This window comes from Segnochrobactrum spirostomi (assembly GCF_009600605.1).
Lineage (GTDB): Bacteria > Pseudomonadota > Alphaproteobacteria > Rhizobiales > Segnochrobactraceae > Segnochrobactrum > Segnochrobactrum spirostomi.
Genome location: NZ_VWNA01000002.1, coordinates 59,343 through 82,266 on the forward strand (window position 1 = coordinate 59,343; position 22,924 = coordinate 82,266).

Below are 22,924 nucleotides of genomic sequence, written 5' to 3' on the forward strand. Positions count from 1 at the left end.
TTGTTGTCGAATAAAATCTGCGTGTTTAGTATGGATCGATCAATTGGATCGGGCGGGGGCCATGACGATTCAACCGAGTTCGTCCGAGCTCCGTGTGCCGGACGCCTATCCGATCCGTCTGCAGCCGATCGCTGCGGAGAATTTCGCTCGGCGCCTGAAGACCTGGCGGCATATCAATTCGATCAAGCAGGCGGCCCTCGCGCAGATGCTCGGCGTCTCGCAGGCGACCATCTCGTTCTGGGAATCCGGCCGCGACATGCCCAGCCGGGACAATATGCGGCGCCTTCATGACTTGATGGCGAGGAGCGGTCGGGATGAGACGCTTCTCGATCGCTTGTTCGTGAAGCGGCAATCCGGCATGCGCGCCCTCTTCGACTTCGACGGTGTGCGCCTCCTCACGACGTCCCAGGGCTTTCGGTCCCTCTGGCCGGACAGCGGCGACCTCGAATCCCGTTTTCTGGCCGACCATCTGGTGGACGAGGCCCAGCACCTCGCCTTCGACAGAGAGATCGGTCACGGAATCATGGACGGCTCGCTCGGCGTCGTGACCGGTGTCAGCGACCGGCACATGAACCTGTCGCTCGATGTCCCGATCCGCCATCGTTGGCACATGTGCTTCCGCCGCTACGGCTATCAGACGCTGGTCGACGTCGTTTACGAGCCCTGCTTGGCGACCCTGCCGAAGGGCATTTCCGACCTGGTCCACCTCGGCGATTGAGGCGACGACGGCGGGGCGCTGCCCCGTCAGGGCAGCGGTCAGGCCCATCCCGAGCCCGTCTCCGTCCCGCTTCCCGGCGTGGCACGCGCCGTCCCGGTTCGCACCGCGCGCGCCGCGGACCCGGCCGGCGCGGCTCGTTGTGCCGCGGCGTCGCGTGAGCCGCCGGTGGCTGCAACCTCATCGGCCCCGAACGCCTGTCGATCGCGCGGCCATCGATGCGGCGCGCGCATCGGCATTCCCGCCTCCCCGACAACGGTCGAAATCCCACCCCGGCGCTTGACACTCACTATTTTGGTATACCATCATACCTAACAAGGTAGCCGATACGAGAGGTCGCGATGAGCGTCGAGATCCGCAAGACCCTGCTTCAGGTCGAGACGACGCTCGTCGAGGGGGGCAAGGCGGCGGCGCGGCCCCTGGTGCTCTACACGGCCCTCGCCGTCCTCAAGAATCCGTGGGCCGGGCTCGGCTATGTCGAGGATCTCGGCCCCGAGATCCGCCGCGTCGCCCCGGTGCTCGGCGAGACCCTGACGGCGATGATCCTCGGCGCGGTCGGCTCCGGCGAAGCCGTCGAGGGCTACGGCAAGGCGGCCGTCGTCGGCACCGACGGCGAGATCGAGCACGCCTCGGCGCTGATCCACACCCTGCGCTTCGGCAACTTCTACCGTTCGGCCGTCGGCGCGAAGTCCTACCTCGCCTTCACCAACACCCGCGGCGGCCCCGGCGCGCCGATCATGATCCCCTTGATGGACAAGAACGATGCCGGGCGGCGCTCGCATTATCTGACCATCCAGCTCGCCGTGCCCGACGCGCCGGCCGCCGACGAGATCGTCGTGGCGCTCGGCGCCTCCGTCGGCGGTCGGCCCCACCACCGCATCGGCGACCGCTACCAGGACCTCAAAGAGCTCGGCCATGACCTCGACAACCCTGCTGCGGTCTAGGACGCGGCGCGGCGCCGCTTATCAAGAGGCCGGTGCCGGCGAGCCGCTGGTCCTGATCCACGGCGTCGGGCTGCGGCTCGAGGCGTGGCAGCCGCAGATCGCTTATTTCGCCGCCACCCACCGGGTGATCGCCGTCGACATGCCCGGCCACGGCGGCAGCGCGCCGCTCGAAGCCGGTGCAGCGCTGCCGGCCTTCGTGAAATGGCTTGGCGACGTGCTCGACGATCTCGCCCTCGACGCGGTCAACCTCGCTGGCCATTCGATGGGGGCGCTCATCGCCGGCGGCGCGGCGGCCGAGTTCGGCGCCCGCATCCGCCGCGTCGCCCTCCTCAACGGCGTCTACCGGCGCGATCCCGCGGCGCGGGCGGCGGTCGTCGCCCGGGCCAGGGAGATCGCCGCCGGCCACCGCGACGTCGAGGGGCCGCTGCAGCGCTGGTTCGACGACGATGCCGCGGATCCCGCGACCGTCGGCCTCGTGCGGCTGTGGCTCTCCTCGGTCGATCCGGCGGGCTATGCCACCGCCTACGGCGCCTTCGCCGAGGGGGATGCGGTCTATGCCGATGCATGGCCAAGGGTCGCCTGCCCGGCCCTCTTCCTCACCGGCGACGGCGATCCGAACTCGACGCCGGCGATGGCCGAGGCGATGGCCGCGCTGGCACCGAACGGGCGGGCGGTGATCGTCGAAGGCCACCGCCACATGGTCAATCTCACTGCCCCCGAGCGCGTCAATGCGGCGCTCGCGGACTGGCTTCGGAGCTGACGATGAGCGCGAGCGCAAGCCCTGAGAGCATCGACCCGCGGGCGCTGCGCGACGCCTTCGGCAGCTTCATCACCGGCGTCACCGTCGTCACCGCCCACGATCCCGACGGACGGCCGATCGGCTTCACGGCGAACTCGTTCTCCTCGGTCTCGCTCGATCCGCCGCTCTTGCTCGTCTGCCTCGCCCGCTCGTCGCGCAATTATGCGGCGATGACGGAAAGCGCGGGCTTTGCCGTCAACATCCTGTCGGAAGACCAGAAGGACGTCTCGAACACCTTCGCCCGCCGGGTCGAGGACCGGTTCGCGACGGTGCGCTGGGAGCCGGGGCCGCAGGGCTCGCCGGTGTTCCCGGACGCGGCGGCGTGGTTCGATTGCGTGACCGAGCGGGTCGTCGAGGCGGGCGACCACGCCATTCTCATCGGGCGCGTCGCGGCCTTCGCGGCGAGCGGCCGCAACGGGCTCGGCTATTCCCGCGGCGCCTATTTCACCCCGAGCCTCGAAGCGCAGGCGGTGCCGGCGGCGGCGGAAGGCTCGGCCCGCGTCGCGGCGGTCGCCGAGCGCGACGGCGCCGTTCTGCTCCTCGAAGGCGACGACGGCAGCTTGCGGCTTCCGGAATATGCGGTGAGCGACGGCGATCCGACCGGCACGCTCGCCGCCGGCCTTGCGGCCGAGACGGGATGCGCGGCGACGGTCGGCTTTCTCTTCTCGATCTATGCCGATCGCCCGACCGGGCGGCAGCACGTGGTCTATCGCGCGACCCTCGACGACGCGCAGGCGGCGGGGCATCTCTACCCCCTCGATGCCCTGCCGCTCGACCGCATCGCGAGCGCCCAGGCCAAGGACATCCTGCGGCGCTATGCGAGCGAGCGCGCGCTCGGCAATTTCGGAATCTATGTCGGCAACGAGACGGCCGGGCGGGTGCATCCTCTGACCGAGTCCGCTCAAGCGCTTTCCCGAGGATCGTCCCGATGAAGTTCTCGCTGTTCGTCCACATGGAGCGGCTCGACGCGTCGCAGAGCCACCAGGCGCTCTATGACGAGTTCTGCGCGCTCGCGGAGATCGCCGATCGCGGCGGCATGGCCGCGGTGTGGACCGGCGAACATCACGGGATGGAATTCACCATCGCGCCGAACCCGTTCATCAACCTCGCCGATCTCGCCCGGCGGACGACGAACGTGCGGCTCGGGACGAGCACGGTGATCGCGCCGTTCTGGCATCCGATCAAGCTCGCCGGCGAGGCGGCGATGACGGACATCATCAGCGGTGGCCGGCTCGAGATCGGCATCGCGCGCGGCGCCTATTCCTTTGAGTACGAGCGTCTGGTGCCGGGCCTCGACGCCTGGGGCGCCGGGCAGCGCATGCGCGAGCTGGTGCCGGCGATCAGGGGCATCTGGGCCGGCGACTATGCCCACGACGGCGAGTTCTGGAAATTCCCCGCGACGACCTCCTCGCCGAAGCCGCTGCAGGCGCCGCACCCGCCGCTGTGGATCGCGGCGCGCGACCCGTCGAGCCACGAATTCGCCGTCGCCAACGGCTGCAACGTCCAGGTGACGCCGCTGTGGAACGGCGACGAGGAAATCGCCAGCCTGATGGCGAAGTTCAACGCCGCTTGCGAGAAGCATTGGGACAAGGAACGGCCGCGCATCATGCTGCTCGCCCACACTTATGTGGGCACGGACGAGGCCGATCTCGTCCAGGCGGCGAAGGAGATGAGCGTCTACTACAATTATTTCTTCGCTTGGTTCAAGAACGAGAGGCCGATCCACCAGGGCCTCGTCGAGCGCCTCTCCGAAGAGGACATGGCGGCGAACCCGCAGATCTCGCCCGAGGTGATGCGCAAGAACCTGCCCGTCGGCACGCCCGATCAGGTGGTCGCCCGCCTGAAGACTTACGAGGCGCTCGGCTACGACGAATATTCGCTCTGGATCGACACCGGCATGAGCTTCGCGCGCAAGAAGGCGTCGCTCGAACGCTTCATCGCCGAGGTGATGCCGGCCTTCGCGGAGTAGAGTCATGGAACGCTTCCGCGCCTATATCGACGGCACCTTCACCGACGGCGAGGCGCGCTTCGAAAGCCTCGACCCGGCGACGGGCCGTGCCTGGGCCGAGATGCCGGAAGCGCGCGAGAGCGACGTGGACCGGGCCGTCGCGGCGGCCGAGCGGGCGCTCTACGACGGTCCGTGGGCGACCATGAACGCGACGGCGCGCGGCAAGCTCCTGTCGCGCCTCGCCGATCTCGTCGCCGCCAATGCCGGCCGCCTCGCCGAACTGGAGACCCGCGACACCGGCAAGATCATCCGCGAGACCTCGGCGCAGATCGCCTACGTCGCCGAATATTACCGCTATTATGCCGGGCTCGCCGACAAGATCGAAGGCAGCGTGCTGCCGATCGACAAGCCGGACATGGATGTCTGGCTGCGCCGCGAGCCGATCGGCGTCGTCGCCGCGATCGTGCCGTGGAACAGCCAGCTCTTCCTCGCCGCGGTGAAGATCGGCCCGGCACTCGCCGCCGGCTGCACCCTCGTCGTCAAGGCCTCGGAGGACGGGCCGGCGCCCCTGCTCGCCTTTGCCGAACTCGTCCACGAAGCCGGCTTCCCGAACGGCGTCGTCAACATTTTGACCGGCTTCGGCGCGACCTGCGGCTCCGCGCTCGCCCGCCATCCGAAGGTCGCCCATGTCGCCTTCACCGGCGGGCCGGAAACGGCACGGGCGATCGTGCGCCATTCGGCCGAGAACCTCGCCTCGACCTCCCTCGAACTCGGCGGCAAGTCGCCGTTCATCGTGTTCGCCGACGCCGATCTCGAGAGCGCCGCGAACGCCCAGGTCGCCGGCATCTTCGCGGCGACGGGGCAGAGCTGCGTCGCCGGTTCGCGGCTTCTCGTCGAGCGTAGCGTCAAGGAGCGGTTCCTCGCGATTCTCAAGGCCAAGGCCGAGGCGGTGCGGATCGGCACGCCGCTCGCCATGGAGACCGAGGTCGGCCCGCTCTGCACCGCCCGCCAGCGCGGACGCATCGAGGCCCTGATCGCCGCGTCGGTCGAACGGGGTGCCACGGTCGTCACCGGCGGCACGGCGCTGGCGCAGGACGGCTTCTTCTTCCCGCCGACCATCCTCGATTGCGACGGCACCGATGCGCCGGCGCTGCGCGAGGAATTCTTCGGCCCGGTTCTCTCCGTCGTCTCTTTCGCCGACGAGGCGGAGGCGCTGCGGCTCGCCAACGACAGCCTCTACGGCCTCGCGGCCGGGCTCTTCACCAAGGACCTGACGCGCGCCCACCGCATGATGAAGCGGCTGCGCACCGGCATCGTCTGGGTCAACACCTACCGCGCCGTCTCGCCGATCGCCCCCTTCGGCGGCACCAAGCTCTCCGGCCACGGCCGCGAGGGCGGGCTCGCCGCCGCGCTCGACTTCACCCGCACCAAGACGATCTGGCTGCGGACCTCCGACGATCCGATCCCCGATCCCTTCGTGATGCGGTGAGCCCCATGTTCTACGAGGTCCGCACCTATCGGCTGAAGAACGGCGCGGTGCCGGCTTATCTCAAGGTCGTCGAGGAGGAGGGCATCGCCATCCAGGCGCGCCACCTCGGCACCCTCGTCGCCTACCTCTTCTCCGAGATCGGACCGATCAACGAGATCGTCCACATCTGGGCGTTTGACAGCCTGGACGATCGCGAACGCCGGCGCGCCGCGCTGCTCGCCGATCCGGCCTGGCAGGCCTTCCTGCCCAAGATCCGCGACCTCATCGAAGTCGCCGAAAACAAGATCATGAAACCGGCTCCGTTTTCACCGGGGCCGCCGACCAAACCGGCCTGAGAGCCGGGGCTTCCGACGACAGAACATCGGCCACAAGGCCGGGTCAGCCGACCAACACAGGGGAACACACGATGAAGACCTTGCTTTCCGCCGCGGCCTTCGCCGCTGTCCTCGGCCTCGCGGGTCCCGCGATGTCGGCAGAGATCGCCTTCGCGAGCTGGGGCGGCACCACCCAGGACGCCCAGAAGGACGATTGGGCCGCGAAGTTCACCGAACAGACCGGCATCAAGGTGCTCCAGGACGGCCCGACCGATTACGGCAAGATCAAAGCCATGGTCGAAGCCGACAAGGTCACCTGGGACGTCGTCGACGTCGAGGGCGATTATGCCGTTCAGGCCGGCCAGAACGGGCTTCTCGAGAAGCTCGATTTCTCGGTGATCGACAAATCGAAGCTCGATCCCCGCTTCGTCACCGATTATTCGGTCGGCAGCTTCTATTATTCGTTCGTGATCGGCTGCAACAAGGACGTGGTGTCGGCCTGCCCGAAGACCTGGGCCGACCTGTTCGACACCAAGAAGTTCCCGGGCAAGCGCACCTTCTACAAGTGGTCGGCGCCGGGCGTGATCGAGGCCGCCCTGCTCGCCGACGGCGTCGCGCCCGACAAGCTCTATCCGCTCGATCTCGACCGCGCCTTCAAGAAGCTCGACACCATCAAGAGCGACATCGTCTGGTGGTCGGGCGGCGCGCAGTCGCAGCAACTCCTCGCCTCCGGCGAGGCGCCGTTCGGCTCGTTCTGGAACGGCCGCCTGACCGCGCTCGCCAAGACCGGGGTCAATGTCGAGACCTCCTGGGATGGCAACATCACGGCGGCCGACGCGCTGGTGATCCCGAAGGGCACCAAGAACAAGGACGCCGCGATGCGCTTCATCGCGTATGCGACCTCCGCCGCACCGCAAGCCGCCTTCGCCGCGACCACCGGCTACGCGCCGATCAATCTCGGCTCGCCGGCTCTGATGGACGCAACCGTCGCCGCCACCCTGCCGGACAAGCAGACCGCCACCCAGATCAACGCCGACATGACCTATTGGGCGAAGAACCGGGACGCCATCGGCGAGCGCTGGTACGCTTGGCAGGCGAAGTGAGCCCCGCGCAGCGCCGTCCGGACGGGCCGGTTCGCCCGGCCGGACGGCGCGCCGGTGCGCTCTCCTGAAGGTCCGAAATCCGTGGCATGATCTCGCCGATCGGGTCGCCAGATCCGACCGGCGATGCTCTGGAACGACGAGCGGGTGATGACGAGCATCGAGGCAGCACCGATCGGCAGGCGGGACGGACGCAGCCGTCCGGCCGTCAGCGCGGTCAGACGCGGGCGCTCCTTCCGCCTGCTTCTCCCCGCGCTTGTTCTCCTCGTCGTGTTCTTCGCGTTGCCGGTGATCGCGCTTCTGCTGCGCAGCGTGCTCGAGCCCTCGCCGGGCTTGCAAAACTATGCCGCCCTGCTCGGCTCGACCACCTATCTCAGGATCTTCCTCAACACGTTCGAAGTCTCCGCCCTCGTCACGCTGGTGTCGCTGCTGATCGGCTTCCCCGTCGCCTGGACGCTCGCGATCCTGCCGCGGGCCGCGGCGGCGCCGGTCTTCGCAATCCTGCTTCTGTCGATGTGGACCAACCTCCTGACCCGCACCTATGCGTGGATGGTCCTGCTTCAGCGCACGGGACTCATCAACAAGACGCTGATGGGGCTCGGCCTGATCCACGAGCCGCTGCCGCTCGTCAACAACCTCGTCGGCGTCACCATCGGCATGACCTACATCATGCTGCCGTTCGTGGTGCTGCCGCTCTACGGGGTGATCCGCAAGATCGATCCGGCGATCCTCCAGGCCGCGGCCTTGTGCGGCGCGACCCGTTTCCAGGCTCTCGTGCGCGTACTACTGCCCCTCGTCGCCCCCGGCATGGCCGCCGGCGCGCTGATGGTGTTCGTGATGTCGCTCGGCTATTTTGTGACGCCGGCGCTGCTCGGCGGCACCGCCAACATGATGCTCGCCGAGCTCATCGCCCAGTTCGTGCAATCGCTGGTGAACTGGGGCATGGGCGGCGCGGCGGCTTTCGTGCTCCTCGTCGTCACCCTCGGTCTCTACGCCCTGCAACTGCGCCTGTTCGGCGCGACCGGGCTCGGGGGGCGCTGAGATGCTGTTGCAATTCGACCGTCTCGGCTGGTGGCGCTGGGTCCTCGTCGGCATCACCGCCGCCGCGACGATCTTCCTTCTCATGCCGATCGTCTTCATTGCCGCGTTGTCGTTTGGCTCGTCGCAATGGCTGATCTTCCCGCCGCCGGCGTGGACGCTGCGCTGGTACCGGGAGCTCCTCGCCGATCCGAGCTGGCTCGAGTCCGCCTGGACGAGCCTTCAGATCGCCTGTCTCGTCACGGTGCTGTCGGTGGCGCTCGGTTTCCTCACCGCGTTCGGCCTGGTGCGTGGTCGCTTTCCTGGCCGGGAGACGCTGAAGGCGTTCTTCCTGACGCCGATGATCCTACCGGTCGTCATCCTTGCGGTGGCGCTCTACGCTTTCTTCCTCCGCGTCGGGCTCGCCGGCACCACGCCGGGCTTCGTCATCGCCCACCTCGTGGTCGCCCTGCCCTTCTCGATCATCGCCATCACCGGCGCGCTCGAAGGCTTCGACAAATCGATCGAGGACGCTGCCGTGCTGTGCGGTGCGAGACCCATCGAGGCGGTCGCCCGCGTCACCGTGCCGGCGATCGCCCACGGCCTGTTCTCGGCCGCGGTGTTCTCCTTCCTCGCCTCCTGGGACGAGGTGGTGCTCGCGATCTTCATGGCGAGCCCGACCTTGCAGACCTTCCCGGTCAAGATCTGGGCGACGCTGCGCCAGGATCTGACGCCGGTGATCGCCGCCGCCTCGACCCTGCTCATGGCCTTCACCATCGCCCTCATGGTCCTCGCGGCCTTCGCGCGGAAGGGACGCCGAACGTGACCGAACCTGTCGTGACCGAGCCTTATCTGGAGATCGCCGGCATCCGCCGCGAATATGGCGCCTTCGTCGCGGTTCACGACGTGCGGCTCAGCGTGCGTCGCGGCGAGTTCATGACCTTTCTCGGCCCCTCGGGCTCGGGCAAGAGCACCACGCTCTATATCCTTGCCGGTCTCGACGTGCCGACTGCGGGCGACATCCGCCTCGAAGGCCGCTCGCTGCTCCAGACGCCGCCCCACCGGCGCAATATCGGCATGGTGTTCCAGCGCTACACCCTGTTCCCGCATCTCACCGTCGCCGAGAACGTCGCCTTTCCGCTCGCGGTGCGCCGCCGGCCGAAGGTCGAGATCGAGGCGAAGGTGAAGGAGATGCTGCGCCTCGTCCGCCTCGAAGGCTTCGAGGACCGCAAGCCGGCGCAGATGTCCGGCGGCCAGCAGCAGCGCGTCGCCCTCGCCCGGGCCCTCGTCTACGACCCGCCGGTCCTGCTGATGGACGAGCCGCTCTCGGCGCTCGACAAGAAGCTCAGGGAGGAGATCCAGGTCGAGATCCGCCGGATCCACGAGGAGACCGGCGTCACCATCCTCTACGTCACACACGACCAGGAGGAGGCGCTGCGCCTCTCCGACCGCATCGCCGTGTTCTCGAAGGGCGTCATCGACCAGGTTGGCACCGGCGAGGAGCTCTACGCCAACCCGGCGACGCGCTTCGTCGCGAACTTCATCGGCGACAGCGATTTTCTCCCCTGCGAGCTCGTCGCCGTCGAGGGCACCAAGGCGAGCATCCGCCTCGCCGGCGGTGCGGTCGTGGGCGGCATTCCCCTCCACGCGCCGCCGGCGGGCACCGCGCCGCGGGACGGCGGCAGCGCCGCCCTGATGCTGCGCCCGGAGCGTATCGCCCTGCGCGCCGACGCCGGCGACGGCCCGGCGATCCCCGTCCGCGTGCGGGACATCACCTTCCTCGGCGGCAGCCTCTCGATCGCGACCGAGACGCAAGGCGGCGAGGCGATCAATGTGCGGCTGCCGTTCGGCCATCCCGGCGGGAGCGGGCTCGCCCGCGGTGCCGACGTCTGGCTCGGCTTCGACCCGGCGCAGGCCCACGTCTTCCTGTGAGGGAATGCCGCGTCCTGTCAGGGAATGCCGCGCGCGCGGGCGCCGCGAGCCACATGATCTCGATTTGAGCTATGCCGGGGCGCCGGCGTCTGGGCGCCTCGCCGCGGTCTTCAGCGCCCCTTCGCCGGCTTGGCCGTTTCGGCCTCCGGCTGATCGGCGAACAGGGCGCCGGCGATCGCGGCCGCGCTGCGCACGTGGGCGAGCGCCGCGGCATGGGCCGCCTCGCCGTCACCGGCGCGGATCGCCTCGACGATGCGGGTCATCTCGGTCGGCCCGGCGGCATCGCGGCCCGGCGTCTTGATCGTCATCGAGCGCAGGTGGTTGATGCGCGCGGTGATCGAGTTGACGATCCCCCAGGCGATCTCCTTGCCGGCGGCCTCGAACAGGATGCGGTAGAATTCCGTCGTCGCCGCGAGCACCTTGGGCCAATCCGGCGTCTCGTAGCCGGAATGGATCGCGGCGAGCGCGGTTTCGAGGTCGGCGACGAAGGTCTTGTCGGACGCCTCGGCGCAGGCCCGGGCGGCGATCGCCTCGAGCGCGCCGCGGATCTCGTAGATCTGCGCCGCCTCGGCCGCCGAGGTGCGCGCGACGATGGGACCGCGGTTGCCGAGCGTGACCACGAGGCCCTCGGATTCGAGGTGGCGCAGCACCTCGCGGACCACCGTGCGGCTGACGCCGAGCTCGACGCAGAGATCGCGTTCGACGAGCCGCTCTCCGGGCTTGAAGCTGAGATCGATGATCGCCTCGCGCATCTTCTCGAGCGCGAGCTCGCGCAATGTCTTCGCCGGGCGATCGACGAGGAGAGACCGCTTGCTTTGAACCATGGCTCCGGACCCGTTCGCCACGCGCGAGCGCGGCGGGCCCGCGAATCGCCCGCGAAGCCCTTCATGTCCTTGGAATGCCATATGACGCCGACCAGCGCGAGGGCCAAGGCTCCAACCCGCCCACTGGATCGAGCGAGCCCGGACCACCCTCTTCGCCGGGTCGGTGCGGCCTTAGGGCCGTGGGGGATAGATCAGTTCCGGCGTCTCCCGGGTGGCGGCGAGCTGCCACAGCATCTCGGCGAGCGCGCCCGGATCGACCTCCGGAATTTCGAACCCCGGCGGGAGATCCATCGCGATCTCGCCGGAGGCGATGCCGGCGTGCCAGCCGCTGTCGCGGATGATCGCCGAAAGGGTCAGCATCCCGACATAGATTCCTTCGTGAGCGAGTTCGCCGTGGAGCGAATGGAGGTAGTTGCGGGCGGCGGAGAGCGCAGGGCCGGGGCCGCTCGCGAAGGGAAGTCCGACCGCGGCCGATCCGCCGAGCCCCACCAGAATGGTTCCGCCTCTCGCCGCCCGCATATCCGGCAGAACCGCGCCCACCGCCGCGATGAGCCCGTAAAGGAACAGCTCGACCTTGGAGCGTGCCGCCTCCACCGTGAGCGACGAGGCCGGGACGAACGCCTCCGGCGCGTTGGGGCCGTAATAGAGGACGTCGATCGGACCGTGATCGCTCTTGATGCGCGCGAACACGCTGGCGATTTGCTCGGCGCTGCGGACGTCGGCCGTGAAGGTCGCAGTCTCGATTCCGTCGCGCCGCAAGGGCGCGGCGAGGTCTTCGAGAGGGGCGAGCCGGCGTGCGACGAGCGCCACGCCGTAACCCTGCTCTCCATATTTTCGGGCGATCGACGCACCGAGGCCGGGGCCTGCGCCGAGAACGGCAATCCATTTTTTCATGGTGTTCACACGCGAAGCGACGTCTTGCTCGAAGACGAAAGGGGGATCGGGAGAGGTTTTCTTCAGTCGTTCGCGAGGGCCGGCAGCGAGCCCATTGCGCCGCGCGTGTAGCGGGCGGCCGCGTCACGGATCTGATCCTCGGAGTTCATGATGAAGGGGCCGTGGGCCACCACGGGATCCCGGATCTCGAGCCCGACCAGGATCAGGACGTTCGCCGGATCGAGGGCTTCGATGGAGATGCGATCGGCGCCGCCGTGGAGGGTCGCGATTTCGGATCTCTGGAGCGTTCGGGGGCTGTGCCCCGCGCCCAGCTCGACGCGGCCCGACCGGGCATAGACGGTGGCGAACTGGTCCTCGCCCAGCGCAAACGATGTCGATCCGGTGAGATCGACATCGAGGAGCGTGAAGGGCTCGGTCGGCTCCAGGGGAGAGCGAACGCCACCGAACTCACCGACGACGACCCGGGCGAGCACGCCCTCGCCGTCGCGATGGATCGGCACCGCCGCGCCGTCGAGCCAGAGGAGACGCGGCGGACCGAGCTTGGCGCGAGCGCTCGCGTTGACGAAGATCTGAAGACCGTGCAGCATCTTGTCCGGATCGGACGGCACCTCGTGGTGCAGCAGTCCGTGACCCGCCTCCGTCCACACGATGCCTCCAGGCCCGACCGTAATGTCGTGCCCGAGGGAGTCCCGGCTGCGGAGCCCGCCGGCCGAGCCCGGCAGGACATAAGTCACTGCCGAGAAGCCCGCATGGGGATGGGGCGGGAAAGGGCGCCCCGTCACGCGGAATTCGTCGAGGACCGTCACCGGCGCACGCGGGCCGGCGATGTCGTGGAGATCGATGCCGGACACCGAGAAATCCGGCGTGTCGGCCCGCCGTGTCAGACGGATGGCCGGCGAGACCGAGACGCTCACGGGCCGCGCTCCCAATCAGGCCGCGAGCTGCGCGATGTCCGCCCGAGCGGCGGCGAGCGCCTTCTGCTGCATCTCTTCGCCGAGGGCGAGCCCCTCCGCGCGGACGAAGCGGAGGTCCCACACGCCCAGAAAGCCGAAGAAAGCCTTGAGATGGGATTCCTGATGGTCGAAGCTCGCATAGGGCGAGGCGCCCGTGAAGATGCCGCCGCGCGAGGAGATGACGATGACGCGCTGGCGGGCGCAGAGCCCTTCCGGCCCGTTCGCACCATAGCGGAACGTCTTGCCGGGGACGGCGATGTGGTCGAGCCAGACCTTGAGCTGCGAGGGGACGCCGAAATTGTACATCGGCGCGCCGATGACGACGGTGTCGGCGGAGAGGAACTCGTCGAGCGCGCCGGCATCGCCGGCGCCGATCTGGGCGAGGTGGGGCAGCGGCGTGGCCCCGAGGTCCCGGTAGACCACCTTCGCGGACGGCGTCAGCGCGGCGAGATGGGCAACCGTGGCGGCGGTCAGCGCGCGGCTGACGCTGCGATCGCCGTTTATGCTGCTATCGACGTGGAGTATGGTCATCGCTACGCATCCTTGTCCTACCGGGCGCCCCGGTTACGCTCTGATGCGGCGCATATTGAGAGCCCGTAGAATTCGCACAAGGAGGCACTTTGGAATCACAGAGGCACATGGAGGGAACTATAGTCTTCAGGGACGACGGATCCTGCTACGTCGCGCGGGATATTCTGACGCGGATCGGGGATAAATGGACCGTACTTGCGGTTGTGATGCTGGGCACGGGCCCGATGCGATTCACCGAGTTGAAGCGCGCGATCGACGGAATTTCGCAGAGGATGCTGACACTGACGCTGCGCACGCTCGAGCGGGACGGGCTCGTCAGCCGGACCGTTTTCCCGACGGTTCCCCCGCGCGTGGATTACGCGCTGACGCCCTTGGGGATGACGCTGTTGCGCACGCTGAAGGACCTGTCCGATTGGGCCTCCGCCAACGCGGACGCGATCACCCGCGCCCGCGCCGCCTACGACCACCGAGATGATGGGGACGCGGTCGTGCAGATGACCTGAAAGGGGGGCGGTCGCGCGGGCGAATTCCGTGCTCTGGAGAAAGTCTGCCCCTCATGGTATCAATGATTAAATCAGCGATGGGGGCACGCTGTGGTGGATCTCGGCGCAGTCGAGGGCGCGGAAACGGGCATCCCGTCGGAATCGCGGTGGTCGTTGCCGAACGGCTACGATTGCCTCGCGGCCCCGCCGGAAGCGGCGGGATTGCCGGGTGAGGTCGGCGACGTCGACTATCTCCAGTTCTCGCCGCGGCCGGGCCTCGAGGTCTATACGTTCGCTGCCACCATCCGCTCTCCGGTCACGCTGAGCTACGAGGTGCAGACGGGGGACCCCTATCTCTGGCTCGCCCTCAATTTTTCCGGACAGAACGAATACCATCACGGGTCCTCGTCGAATGGTGGCGTCGAGGCCGACAGCTTTTATTGCGCGATGCTGCGCGATCCGATGACGAGCTTCTTCTATCCGCCGGCGCGTCATCGGGCGGCCGGCCTCGCCTTCACGCCGCAACGGCTCCGAGACATGCTCCAGGGGCAGAGTCCGGGGCGTGTCTTCGAGTCATTTCTCGCAGGCGAATTCGACCCCGCGATCATCGCGTCGCGCCCGACGGCGCTGCTCCGCAGCCTTTCAGAGCAGATTTGCAACCATCCCTATCAGGGAGTGATGCAAGCGCTCTTTCTCGAGGCGAAGGCTTTCGAGATGCTGGCCGAGATCCTGCGCCTCCTGAACGATACCGACCCGCCCTACGATCGTGGCCGGGGCCGGCGCGCGGCCCTCGCCGCCCGCGAGATCTTCATGGCCAATCTCGCCGATCCGCCGCGCATCGTGGACGTCGCCCGGCAGGTCGGGTTGTCGCATCGCCGCCTGAACGAGGTCTTCCGCGACGTGTTCGGGGCCTCGCCCCTCCAGTGCCTTGTGCGCTGGCGGCTCGATCTCGCGCAGCATTTACTCGCCACGGGCGGCATGAGCGTGAAGCAGGTCGCCCACCAGATCGGCTATGCCCACGCGAGCAATTTCTCCCTCGCCTTTACCCGCCGGTTCGGTCATCCCCCGACCGGAGCTCCAGACGCCGAGGCGGCGTTCGAGCGCACGATCGCATAATTCATTGGCGAATCCCCATATGGCGCCAGCGTAGGCCACCCCCCGGAGATCGCCTAATTTGTCCCCACGCCGGCGGAACGAAGCGTTTCCCGGTGATGGGTGTGCCGTCTCAGCGCTCTTGTCCGCGTTCGGCCTCCCTTTCATTCGCACGCGGGGAGCGAAGGTGGGATCATGAAACGCAAATCCATCCTCATGGCGGGAGCGATGATCGCTGCGCTTCCGATGACGTTCGGGGGAGACATCGCCATGGCTTGCAGCCTCATCTTCTGGAACGACAACGGCCAGGCGGTGGTCGCCGCGCGCACCATGGATCTTTATGTCGACGACCAGCCGCGGCTCGTCTACCTGCCCCGCGGCATCGAACGCCGCGGCGTCGCCGAGGGCGATGCGGCGACCTGGACGTCAAAATATGCGAGCACCGTGCTCACCGCCTTCGATGCCGGCACCAGCGACGGCATGAACGAGACCGGCCTGAGCGCCCATCTCCTCTATCTCCACGGCGCCGAGCACGAGCCGACGGATCAGCGGCCGGCGCTTTCGAACCTGCTGTGGCCGCAATATGTGCTCGACAATTATGCGACCGTCGCGGAGGCCCTCGAGGGGCTTAAGACGGTTCGCATCGTGTCCGCCAAGGCGCACGGACGCGAGTGGCCGCTCCATCTCGCGATCGAAGACGCTTCCGGCGACAGCGCGGTGATCGAGTTTGTCGATGGGCGCGAGGTGATCCATCACGGCAAGGACGTGACGGTGATGACGAACGAGCCGCCGCTCGCCGAGCAACTCGTCAACCTCAAGCGATATAGGCTGTTCGGCGGCACGCTTCCGCTGCCGGGCGACATCGATCCGAAGAGCCGCTTCGTGCGGGCGTCCACGTTCCTCAAGACCCTGCCAAAGCCGGCCGATACCCGGGAGGCCGTCGGGCACATCGCCGGCGTCGCCCGCACCGTTGCCGTGCCGTTCGGTGCGGTCGACACGTCGGGGGGAGAGTCGGCCGACACGTGGCCCACGCGCTGGGCTTCCGTCGCCGATCACACCGACAAGGTCTATTATGTGATGCCGGTGAACAGCCCGAACGTGTTCTGGGTCGATTTCGCCAAGCTCGACCCGAACGGCAAGGAGATCCTGGCCGTCGATGCTCGCGATACGACGCTGAGCGGCGAGGTTTCCGGCCGTCTCGCCGGCTTTGCTCCGATCGGCGAGGCCTACCCTCCGGCGCCGTAAGTCCCGCCGTCTCTTGGCCGCGCGGCATCTTGGCCCCGGGCCCGACGAGTGACGCGGTAAAGCCGGCCCGGCGCAACGAACTGTGCCGGGCCGTGCGCGCCCTTAGCTTCGGTCGGCGGTGTAGGCCGGCGGATCGCTCGCCGGGAAGGACTCGTCCGATGCCTGATCCACCTTGTCCCAGGTCTTGGGCGGGTAGGTCATGTTGGCGGGGCCGGCGTGACGCTTCCCGGCCGTCTCGGCGACGGGAGACGGGGTGGTTGCGAATTTCTTCCAGAGTGTGAAGCCGATGAGGCCCAGTAAAAGCAATCTGATCATTTGGAATCTCCGCTGTGTTCGAGGGGTGCGGCGGTCTCGAAACGGCCCGCTCTCAGGCTGAACGCCGGCAGCGCCCTTCCGTTCGGATTGTCGGTGTCGTGATCACCGGCTCGCCGCTGCCGCCGCAGACCCGGTCGTCGCGACCGCGCACCGGAATCGGCCGGCGGCGGCTAGTGCTTCGCGGTCACGCCCGGCGCTTCCTCGCGGCCGAGATAGCGCAGGGTGAGCGGTGCCAAATTCTCCTCGCACCACGTCGCCATCGCGAGCTCCTGCTGGAGAATGCCTTCGCAGGCCGTTTTGGTGGCGGTGTCGCCACAGGCTTCGGCGGTCGCGATCAGCACCCGATAGGCGGCGATCTCCATGTGCTCGAAGGTGTAGCTCGCCATCGCGCCCTTGATGATCTCGTCGCCGACGAAGACGCCGGACAGGCCCTGGCCCATCGCCACGAACTTCGCCGCGAGGTCCTTCACGCTCGACGTGTCGCCGCCACGCCGCTCGATGCAGCCGCGCAACGTCCGCGCCTGATCCTGGGTCTCGGCAAGGTGCCGTTCGATCTGCGCCTTCACATCCGGATAGTTCTCGATGCGCCGGGCGAGGGCATTCAGCATCGTCTCCGCCTGCTCTTCCATGGCATGCGCATCTCGCAGCCATTCCATCAGACGTTCTTCAACGGTCGCCATGGGAAGTCCCTTTCGGTCTGTCGTATGTCCGAGCGCGACCTCAACCCGTGAGCGGGACGGGTGTTCCCGAGATCGGGCGAGCGCAGAGAGCGGGACGGAATCCTCTTCGGCTTCGGGAAGTGGGCGTGGCGCTGCGCCCGAGAGGCATCCCCGCGCTGGCTTTCAAGGCTTCAGGACGACTTTGATGCAGCCGTCCTCCTTGTCGCGGAACGTCTTGTAGAGCGCCGGTCCCTCTTCGAGGCCGACGCGATGGGTGATGACGAAGGAGGGATCGATGTCGCCGGCTTCGATGCGGGCGAGAAGCTGCGGCAGGTAGCGCGAACCGAAGCCCAGGCGAACCGGGAGGTGGCCGGCCCCGCCCCGCCGACGACGCGACCGTGCCGCGCTCCTCGGCCCCCGACCGCTTGCGCAAGGCGATCGACGGCGGCCGCAGCGGCGATAAGGTCCCGTTCTCCGATCCGGCCGCCGCGCCGCTCGGCACCGACGACGAGGCGGCTGGGACGCCGCTCCCGCCGTCCGAGAGTGCGGCCGTGCTCGCCGAGGTGAACGGCGACACCGCCGCGCGCTCCGCGCCCGCCGTCAGCAACGAAGACCGCGGCCGCATTCCGACCCGGCGGATCTGGACCTGGTGGCATTGGGCCTTCGTCGCCGTCGGCTTCGCGGCGCTCGCCGTTCTCGCCGCCGTCGCGACCCCGCTCTGACGGGCAAGCGCGCGACGAGGCGGACCTCCCCATGCTCGGCGCGGCTGGACTTGCTGCGATCCCCGGGCGCGCAGCCTACGGCGTCATGTCGCGTCACGTGTCAAAAGATACGGGGCGGATTTATTGTTCTTGCAAGTAACTCGAAATCGCATTCCGAAACACCCGCTGCCATTCGTGCGATTGTGTCCCGGCTCTAATATTTTATTGTTTGACGCCTCCGTTCGGGGGGTGGCAGCTCCGCCGGAACATCTGCGTGGCTGACTATTTTCCGCGGACGACCTTTGCATGCAGACGTTCGTAGGAGTCCGCGCCGCTTTCTCGTTCGCCCGGCGCGGACATGATCCGGTAATGCCGATAGTATCTCTATGCGATTGCCGTGAGAGGGAGCCCGCCGTGATGCGCCGCCTGCTTGGACGTTCCTTCTCCACCACGAGCCGGCCCGGACTCGCGGCGTGTCTGGTCGCGGCGGCGTTCGCCCTCTCCGCCTGCAACGAGAAGAACGAATATGCGCCTCCGCCGGCGGCCAAAGTGACCGTGGCGACGCCGACCGAGGCGCCGATCACCCTCTATGCCGACTTCACCGGCAACACCGTCGCCCCGGCGTCCGTGAACCTGGAAGCGCGGGTTCAAGGCTTCCTCACCGCCATCGATTACACCGACGGCGAGGCGGTGAAGGAGGATCGCGTCCTCTTCGAGATCGAGAAGGGGCCCTATCAGGCCGAAGTCGATTTGCGCAAAGCGCAGCTCGAGTCGGCTCAGGCGACCGAGGCCAACGCCAAGAGCCAATATGACCGGCAGGTGACGCTCGGCCAGAGCGCGGTGGCGAGCGAGCGTCAGGTGGAGGACGCCAAGACCGCGCTCGACACCGCTCGGGCCCAGGTCGCCGTCGCCAAGGCCAATCTCGAGATCGCGGAGATCTCGCTCGGCTACACGACCGTGGCGGCGCCTTTCAACGGCGTCGTGACGCGTCACCTCGCCGACGTCGGCTCGCTGGTCGGGGCGTCCGGGGCGACCACGCTCGCGACTATTCTCCAGGTCGATCCGATCGCCGTCTATTTCAACATCTCCGAGCAGCAGCAGATCGATCTTCGCGACAATCTCGCCAAGATCGGCAAGACCCTCAAGAGCCTGCGCGAGGAGAAGCTCGACATGCCGGTCGAGGTGGGGGTCGGGACCGATGCGACCTACCCTTATGCGGGGCACATCGACTACATCGCCCCCCAGCTCGACGCGAAGACGGGCACGCTACAGATGCGCGCCTCGCTGCAGAACCCGGACGTCGCCCTGGTGCCCGGCATGTTCGTGCGCGTTCGGGTGCCGATCGGCAAGATCGAAACGGCGCTTCTCGTCAACGATACCGCGGTGATGGCGAACCAGGTCGGCAGCTATGTGCTGGTCGTCGGCAAGGACAACATCGTCGAGCAGCGTCAGGTGACGACGGGACCGGTCGAGGACCAGTTGCGCGTCATCACGAAGGGGCTCGAGGCCACCGACAGAGTGGTGGTCGGCGCCATTCAGCGGGCGATCGCCGGCAACGTCGTCGATCCGGTGGCGGGCAGCATGGCCGCTCTGCCTGCGGGCGCCAAGCCGAGCCCGGCGGCGGCCGGCGGCGCGACCCCCTGATCCCTTCGACAGCCCGGAAGGCGCCCCCATGCTCTCGCGCTTCTTCATCGACCGGCCGGTTCTGTCGAACACGCTGGCCCTCGTGATCGTGCTTCTCGGCGCGCTGTCGCTGATGAAACTGCCGATCTCGCAATATCCGGACGTGGTGCCGCCGACCATCTCGGTGACCGCGACCTATCCCGGCGCCAGCGCGCGCACCGTGATGGAGACCGTCGGCCTGCCGATCGAGCAGGAGGTCAACGGCGTCGCGGGCATGCTCTACATGAAGTCGACGAGCGGCAGCGACGGCAGCTATTCCCTCGTCGTCACCTTCGCGATCGGCACCGATCCCGACATGGCGCAGGTGCTCGTGCAGAACCGCGTCTCCCTCGCGGAAGCGCAGTTGCCGAGCGCGGTCTCGACGCAGGGCATCAACGTCCAGACCCAATCGACGTCGATCCTGCAATTCGTGAACCTCTATTCGCAGGACGGGCGCTACGACAATCTGTTCCTGGCCAATTACGCGACCATCAGCCTGAAGAACGAGCTCGCGCGGCTGCCGGGCGTCGGCGACGTCACGGTGCTCGGGGCCGGCGATTATGCCATGCGCATCTGGCTCGATCCGGATCGCCTCCAGGCCTACGGGCTCGTGCCGAGCGACGTCACCTCGGCGATTTCCCAGCAGAGCACGGAGGTCACGGCGGGCCTCGTCGGCGCCCCGCCCGCCCCCGCCAAGGCCAACTTCCAGTACGTCCTCAACGTGACGGGGCGCTTCAGCGACGCCAAGGATTTCGAGAACATCGTCGTCAAGGTGATCGACGAGGGCGGCGGCAAGATCGTCCGCGTCAAGGATCTCGGCCGGGTCGAACTCGGCGCTGCGACCTACGGCACCACCGCGACGCTCGACGGCAAGCCCTCGGCGGCGATCGCGATCTCGCAGCTTTCCGGGGCGAACGCACTCACCGTCGCCCAGGGCGTCGACGCCAAGATGAAGGAGCTCGCGGCCGCCTTCCCGGCCGGGCTCGATTACAAGGTCTCGTTCGACAGCACCAAGTTCGTGACCGCCTCGATCGACGAGGTCTACGAGACGCTGATCATCGCCGCCGCGCTGGTGCTCGCGGTGATCCTCGTCTTCCTCCAGGATTGGCGCGCGACCCTGGTGCCGGCGACGACCGTGCCGGTCACCATCATCGGCGCCTTCGCCGCCATGGCGATCATGGGCTACACGGTGAACACGACGAGCCTGTTCGCGCTCGTGCTCGCGATCGGCATCGTGGTGGACGACGCCATCGTCATCGTGGAGGGCGTGGCGCGCCACATGGAGGCGGGGCTCTCCGGCCGCGACGCCTCGGTCAAGGCGATGTCGGAGCTGACCGGCCCGGTGATCGGGATCACCTTGGTCCTGATGGCGGTGTTCCTGCCGGCGGCGACCCTCTCCGGCCTCACCGGGAAGATGTATCAGCAATTCGCGCTCGTCATCGCCGCGACCGCCCTCATCTCCGCGGTCAACGCGGTGACGCTGAAGCCGACGCAATGCGCGCTGTGGCTTCGCCCCGCGGTGCCGCCGGAGAAGCGCAACATCCTCTTCCGCGCCTTCAACGCCGTCTATGCCCGCTGCGAAGACGCCTATGCGGCGGTCGTCGGGCTCCTGGTGCGGCACGCGATCGCGACGACCGTCGTCGGGCTCGGACTGATCGGCGTGGCGATCTGGGGCATCTCCCAGGTTCCGACCAGCTTCATGCCGAACGAGGACCAGGGCTATTTCATCGTCAGCCTCAAGCTGCCGGACGCCGCCTCGGCGCAGCGCTCGGAGGTCGCCGTGGCGGAGGCCGTCAAGCTCATCCGCAAGATCGACGGCGTCGAAGACGTCATCGGCGTTTCCGGAATTTCGCCGCTCGACAACAATGCGACGCTCTACAATGCCGGCATGCTCTATGTCGTGCTGAAGGACTGGAGCGAGCGCAAGACGGCGGATCTCTCGATCGGCACCATCAGCGGCAAGGCCCGCGCCGCGCTCGGCAGCATGGACACCGCCGCGGCGCAGATCATGTTGCCGCCGCCGATCCAGGGCATCGGCAATTCGAGCGGCTTCTCCATGATGGTGGAGATGAAGGACGGCAGTTCCGACTTCACGGCGTTGCAGAACGCCGCCGCCGAACTCGCCGAGACCGCCAACACCCAGACGAGCCTGTCCCACGTGGCCTCGAACTTCTCCGGCAACGTGAAGCAGCTCCGCCTCGTCGTGGACCGCGTGAAGGCGGAAACGCTCGGCGTCACCGTCGGGCAGGTCTTCTCGGCGCTGGAGGCCTATATCGGATCCTCCTACGTCAACCAATTCGTCAAGTTCAACAACGTCTTCCAGGTCTACGTCCAGGCCGACGCGCCGTTCCGTCTGCAGCCGGCTGACGTGCTCAATCTCAAGGTCAAGGGCGCCGACGGAACGATGGTGCCGCTCGGCAGCGTGGCCAAGATCGTCGACGACGTCGGACCGCCGCTCATCACGCTCTACAACCTCTATCCGGCGGCGAGCGTCACGGGCAGCCCCGCGCCCGGCCACAGCTCCGGCGACGCCATGAGTCTGATGAGCGAGATCGCCCAGAAGACGCTGCCGCCCTCGATGGGCACCGCCTGGACCGACATGTCCTACCAGGAGAAGCTCGTCGGCAATCAGCTCTATTACGTCTTCGCGATCGCCCTCCTCCTCGTCTATTTCGTGCTTGCCGGGCAATATGAGAGCTGGATCCAGCCGCTCGCCGTCATTCTCGCCGTGCCCCTCACCCTGATCGGCACGGTCGTCGCGCTCGAGGCGACGGGGATGTCGAACGACCTCTATACCCAGATCGGCATTGTGCTCCTCATCGCGCTCGCGGCGAAGAACGCGATCCTCATCGTCGAATATGCCCGCGAGATGCGGGCGGAGGGGCTGAGCGCGGCTGAGGCCGCGGTGAAGGCGGCGCGGCTGCGCTTCCGGCCGATCCTGATGACCTCCTTCGCCTTCATCTTCGGCATGCTGCCGCTCGTCTTCGCCTCCGGTGCCGGTGCCGGCGCGCGGGTCTCCCTCGGCATTTCGGTGGTGAGTGGCATGCTCGCCTCGACCGGCCTCGCGGTGCTCTTCGTGCCCGCCTTCTTCACCGCGCTCGAGCGCCTGCGCCCAACGCCCGCGGTGCGTTCGACGACGTCGGTCTCCGCCTCATAGGGAGCCCCACGGCCAAGGGCGGGAGCGTCCTCCGCGACGGCGGGCCGACGGTCGCGCCGCCCGCGCGGAACTTGTTTTGAATCAAGGGAAAGAGGGGCGCGGAGCCGCACAATCGAACCTTGGCAGAAGGCGCGCTCGGTCGCGTTGCGAG

General features: G+C 67.7%; 23 protein-coding genes and 1 pseudogene. 17 read left to right on the plus strand and 7 right to left on the minus strand.

Annotated elements, in window-relative coordinates:
- Nucleotides 1–61 precede the first annotated feature (61 nt).
- The 11 genes from F0357_RS18830 to F0357_RS18880 all read left to right on the plus strand — a co-directional run bounded on the left by F0357_RS18830 (nt 62) and on the right by F0357_RS18880 (nt 10,258).
- The gene (locus F0357_RS18830) at nt 62–718 is read left to right on the plus strand and encodes a helix-turn-helix domain-containing protein (protein ID WP_153487500.1); all 657 of its coding nucleotides are present in this window, start codon (nt 62–64) and stop codon (nt 716–718) included.
- Between the two features lie 338 nt (nt 719–1,056).
- On the plus strand, nt 1,057–1,659 hold the full coding sequence (locus tag F0357_RS18835) for an amino acid synthesis family protein (protein ID WP_153487503.1): 603 nt from the start codon (nt 1,057–1,059) through the stop codon (nt 1,657–1,659).
- Nucleotides 1,631–2,419, plus strand: coding sequence for an alpha/beta fold hydrolase (locus F0357_RS18840; RefSeq protein WP_153487507.1), 789 nt, complete (start codon nt 1,631–1,633; stop codon nt 2,417–2,419). Before F0357_RS18835 ends, F0357_RS18840 begins: the two co-directional genes overlap by 29 nt.
- Before the next feature lie 2 nt (nt 2,420–2,421).
- Nucleotides 2,422–3,390, plus strand: coding sequence for a flavin reductase family protein (locus tag F0357_RS18845; protein ID WP_246161763.1), 969 nt, complete (start codon nt 2,422–2,424; stop codon nt 3,388–3,390).
- Complete coding sequence (locus tag F0357_RS18850) at nt 3,387–4,427, plus strand: LLM class flavin-dependent oxidoreductase (RefSeq protein ID WP_153488722.1); 1,041 nt, start codon at nt 3,387–3,389, stop codon at nt 4,425–4,427. Before F0357_RS18845 ends, F0357_RS18850 begins: the two co-directional genes overlap by 4 nt.
- A 4-nt stretch (nt 4,428–4,431) precedes the next feature.
- On the plus strand, nt 4,432–5,895 hold the full coding sequence (locus F0357_RS18855) for an aldehyde dehydrogenase (protein ID WP_153487511.1): 1,464 nt from the start codon (nt 4,432–4,434) through the stop codon (nt 5,893–5,895).
- A gap of 5 nt (nt 5,896–5,900) precedes the next feature.
- Entirely contained in the window at nt 5,901–6,230 is a 330-nt protein-coding gene (locus F0357_RS18860; RefSeq protein ID WP_153487514.1) for an NIPSNAP family protein, read from the plus strand.
- A gap of 71 nt (nt 6,231–6,301) precedes the next feature.
- The gene (locus tag F0357_RS18865; RefSeq protein ID WP_153487516.1) at nt 6,302–7,312 is read left to right on the plus strand and encodes an ABC transporter substrate-binding protein; all 1,011 of its coding nucleotides are present in this window, start codon (nt 6,302–6,304) and stop codon (nt 7,310–7,312) included.
- Nucleotides 7,313–7,459: 147 nt separating this feature from the next.
- On the plus strand, nt 7,460–8,350 hold the full coding sequence (locus tag F0357_RS18870) for an ABC transporter permease (RefSeq protein ID WP_153487519.1): 891 nt from the start codon (nt 7,460–7,462) through the stop codon (nt 8,348–8,350).
- A 1-nt stretch (nt 8,351) separates the two neighbouring features.
- Nucleotides 8,352–9,152, plus strand: coding sequence for an ABC transporter permease (locus F0357_RS18875; protein WP_153487522.1), 801 nt, complete (start codon nt 8,352–8,354; stop codon nt 9,150–9,152).
- A gap of 11 nt (nt 9,153–9,163) precedes the next feature.
- Nucleotides 9,164–10,258, plus strand: coding sequence for an ABC transporter ATP-binding protein (locus F0357_RS18880; RefSeq protein ID WP_312861758.1), 1,095 nt, complete (start codon nt 9,164–9,166; stop codon nt 10,256–10,258).
- A 110-nt stretch (nt 10,259–10,368) separates the two neighbouring features.
- Here the strand turns inward: F0357_RS18880 and F0357_RS18885 are convergent, their stop codons facing one another.
- The 4 genes from F0357_RS18885 to F0357_RS18900 form a co-directional block, all read right to left on the minus strand.
- On the minus strand, nt 10,369–11,082 hold the full coding sequence (locus F0357_RS18885) for a GntR family transcriptional regulator (RefSeq protein ID WP_153487524.1): 714 nt from the start codon (nt 11,080–11,082) through the stop codon (nt 10,369–10,371).
- Between the two features lie 171 nt (nt 11,083–11,253).
- Entirely contained in the window at nt 11,254–11,976 is a 723-nt protein-coding gene (locus F0357_RS18890) for an SDR family NAD(P)-dependent oxidoreductase (protein WP_153487526.1), read from the minus strand.
- A 62-nt stretch (nt 11,977–12,038) separates the two neighbouring features.
- A complete protein-coding gene (locus F0357_RS18895) occupies nt 12,039–12,890 on the minus strand; it encodes a pirin family protein (RefSeq protein WP_208948475.1) in 852 nt (283 codons plus the stop codon).
- 15 nt (nt 12,891–12,905) lie between these two features.
- Nucleotides 12,906–13,460 (minus strand): FMN-dependent NADH-azoreductase, encoded by a 555-nt coding sequence (locus tag F0357_RS18900; RefSeq protein ID WP_153487532.1) that lies wholly within the window; start codon nt 13,458–13,460, stop codon nt 12,906–12,908.
- A gap of 107 nt (nt 13,461–13,567) precedes the next feature.
- On the opposite strand from F0357_RS18900, the gene F0357_RS18905 reads away from it, so the two are divergent.
- The 3 genes from F0357_RS18905 to F0357_RS18915 all read left to right on the plus strand — a co-directional run bounded on the left by F0357_RS18905 (nt 13,568) and on the right by F0357_RS18915 (nt 16,279).
- Nucleotides 13,568–13,963 (plus strand): winged helix-turn-helix transcriptional regulator, encoded by a 396-nt coding sequence (locus F0357_RS18905; protein ID WP_153487535.1) that lies wholly within the window; start codon nt 13,568–13,570, stop codon nt 13,961–13,963.
- 93 nt (nt 13,964–14,056) lie between these two features.
- A complete protein-coding gene (locus F0357_RS25320) occupies nt 14,057–15,058 on the plus strand; it encodes a helix-turn-helix transcriptional regulator (protein WP_153487539.1) in 1,002 nt (333 codons plus the stop codon).
- A gap of 171 nt (nt 15,059–15,229) precedes the next feature.
- Complete coding sequence (locus tag F0357_RS18915; protein WP_153487543.1) at nt 15,230–16,279, plus strand: linear amide C-N hydrolase; 1,050 nt, start codon at nt 15,230–15,232, stop codon at nt 16,277–16,279.
- Nucleotides 16,280–16,381: 102 nt separating this feature from the next.
- Here F0357_RS18915 and F0357_RS18920 read toward each other — a convergent pair whose 3' ends face one another.
- From F0357_RS18920 to F0357_RS24685, 3 genes and pseudogenes are all read right to left on the minus strand, one after another.
- The gene (locus F0357_RS18920) at nt 16,382–16,594 is read right to left on the minus strand and encodes a hypothetical protein (protein WP_153487546.1); all 213 of its coding nucleotides are present in this window, start codon (nt 16,592–16,594) and stop codon (nt 16,382–16,384) included.
- A gap of 170 nt (nt 16,595–16,764) precedes the next feature.
- Nucleotides 16,765–17,274: a ferritin-like domain-containing protein gene (locus tag F0357_RS18925; protein WP_153487549.1), complete on the minus strand. Its 510-nt coding sequence runs from the start codon at nt 17,272–17,274 to the stop codon at nt 16,765–16,767.
- 162 nt (nt 17,275–17,436) lie between these two features.
- Nucleotides 17,437–17,589 (minus strand): annotated as a pseudogene (locus F0357_RS24685) (glutathione-dependent formaldehyde dehydrogenase); the annotation flags it as partial.
- A 62-nt stretch (nt 17,590–17,651) separates the two neighbouring features.
- Here F0357_RS24685 and F0357_RS18935 point away from each other — a divergent pair.
- The 3 genes from F0357_RS18935 to F0357_RS18945 all read left to right on the plus strand — a co-directional run bounded on the left by F0357_RS18935 (nt 17,652) and on the right by F0357_RS18945 (nt 22,773).
- Nucleotides 17,652–17,975 (plus strand): hypothetical protein, encoded by a 324-nt coding sequence (locus tag F0357_RS18935; protein ID WP_153487559.1) that lies wholly within the window; start codon nt 17,652–17,654, stop codon nt 17,973–17,975.
- A gap of 396 nt (nt 17,976–18,371) precedes the next feature.
- Complete coding sequence (locus F0357_RS18940; protein WP_153487563.1) at nt 18,372–19,598, plus strand: efflux RND transporter periplasmic adaptor subunit; 1,227 nt, start codon at nt 18,372–18,374, stop codon at nt 19,596–19,598.
- Between the two features lie 28 nt (nt 19,599–19,626).
- Nucleotides 19,627–22,773 (plus strand): efflux RND transporter permease subunit, encoded by a 3,147-nt coding sequence (locus F0357_RS18945; protein WP_153487571.1) that lies wholly within the window; start codon nt 19,627–19,629, stop codon nt 22,771–22,773.
- Nucleotides 22,774–22,924 lie beyond the last annotated feature (151 nt).

What these genes read in the sequence shown, in the direction of transcription:
- F0357_RS18830 (WP_153487500.1), top strand. Translation starts at nt 62, where the DNA reads ATGACGATTCAACCGAGTTCGTCCGAGCTCCGTGTGCCGGACGCCTAT.
- F0357_RS18835 (WP_153487503.1), top strand. Translation starts at nt 1,057, where the DNA reads ATGAGCGTCGAGATCCGCAAGACCCTGCTTCAGGTCGAGACGACGCTC.
- F0357_RS18840 (WP_153487507.1), top strand. Translation starts at nt 1,631, where the DNA reads ATGACCTCGACAACCCTGCTGCGGTCTAGGACGCGGCGCGGCGCCGCT.
- F0357_RS18845 (WP_246161763.1), top strand. Translation starts at nt 2,422, where the DNA reads ATGAGCGCGAGCGCAAGCCCTGAGAGCATCGACCCGCGGGCGCTGCGC.
- F0357_RS18850 (WP_153488722.1), top strand. Translation starts at nt 3,387, where the DNA reads ATGAAGTTCTCGCTGTTCGTCCACATGGAGCGGCTCGACGCGTCGCAG.
- F0357_RS18855 (WP_153487511.1), top strand. Translation starts at nt 4,432, where the DNA reads ATGGAACGCTTCCGCGCCTATATCGACGGCACCTTCACCGACGGCGAG.
- F0357_RS18860 (WP_153487514.1), top strand. Translation starts at nt 5,901, where the DNA reads ATGTTCTACGAGGTCCGCACCTATCGGCTGAAGAACGGCGCGGTGCCG.
- F0357_RS18865 (WP_153487516.1), top strand. Translation starts at nt 6,302, where the DNA reads ATGAAGACCTTGCTTTCCGCCGCGGCCTTCGCCGCTGTCCTCGGCCTC.
- F0357_RS18870 (WP_153487519.1), top strand. Translation starts at nt 7,460, where the DNA reads ATGACGAGCATCGAGGCAGCACCGATCGGCAGGCGGGACGGACGCAGC.
- F0357_RS18875 (WP_153487522.1), top strand. Translation starts at nt 8,352, where the DNA reads ATGCTGTTGCAATTCGACCGTCTCGGCTGGTGGCGCTGGGTCCTCGTC.
- F0357_RS18885 (WP_153487524.1), bottom strand. Translation starts at nt 11,082, where the DNA reads ATGGTTCAAAGCAAGCGGTCTCTCCTCGTCGATCGCCCGGCGAAGACA.
- F0357_RS18890 (WP_153487526.1), bottom strand. Translation starts at nt 11,976, where the DNA reads ATGAAAAAATGGATTGCCGTTCTCGGCGCAGGCCCCGGCCTCGGTGCG.
- F0357_RS18900 (WP_153487532.1), bottom strand. Translation starts at nt 13,460, where the DNA reads ATGACCATACTCCACGTCGATAGCAGCATAAACGGCGATCGCAGCGTC.
- F0357_RS18905 (WP_153487535.1), top strand. Translation starts at nt 13,568, where the DNA reads ATGGAGGGAACTATAGTCTTCAGGGACGACGGATCCTGCTACGTCGCG.
- F0357_RS18915 (WP_153487543.1), top strand. Translation starts at nt 15,230, where the DNA reads ATGAAACGCAAATCCATCCTCATGGCGGGAGCGATGATCGCTGCGCTT.
- F0357_RS18920 (WP_153487546.1), bottom strand. Translation starts at nt 16,594, where the DNA reads ATGATCAGATTGCTTTTACTGGGCCTCATCGGCTTCACACTCTGGAAG.
- F0357_RS18925 (WP_153487549.1), bottom strand. Translation starts at nt 17,274, where the DNA reads ATGGCGACCGTTGAAGAACGTCTGATGGAATGGCTGCGAGATGCGCAT.
- F0357_RS18940 (WP_153487563.1), top strand. Translation starts at nt 18,372, where the DNA reads ATGCGCCGCCTGCTTGGACGTTCCTTCTCCACCACGAGCCGGCCCGGA.
- F0357_RS18945 (WP_153487571.1), top strand. Translation starts at nt 19,627, where the DNA reads ATGCTCTCGCGCTTCTTCATCGACCGGCCGGTTCTGTCGAACACGCTG.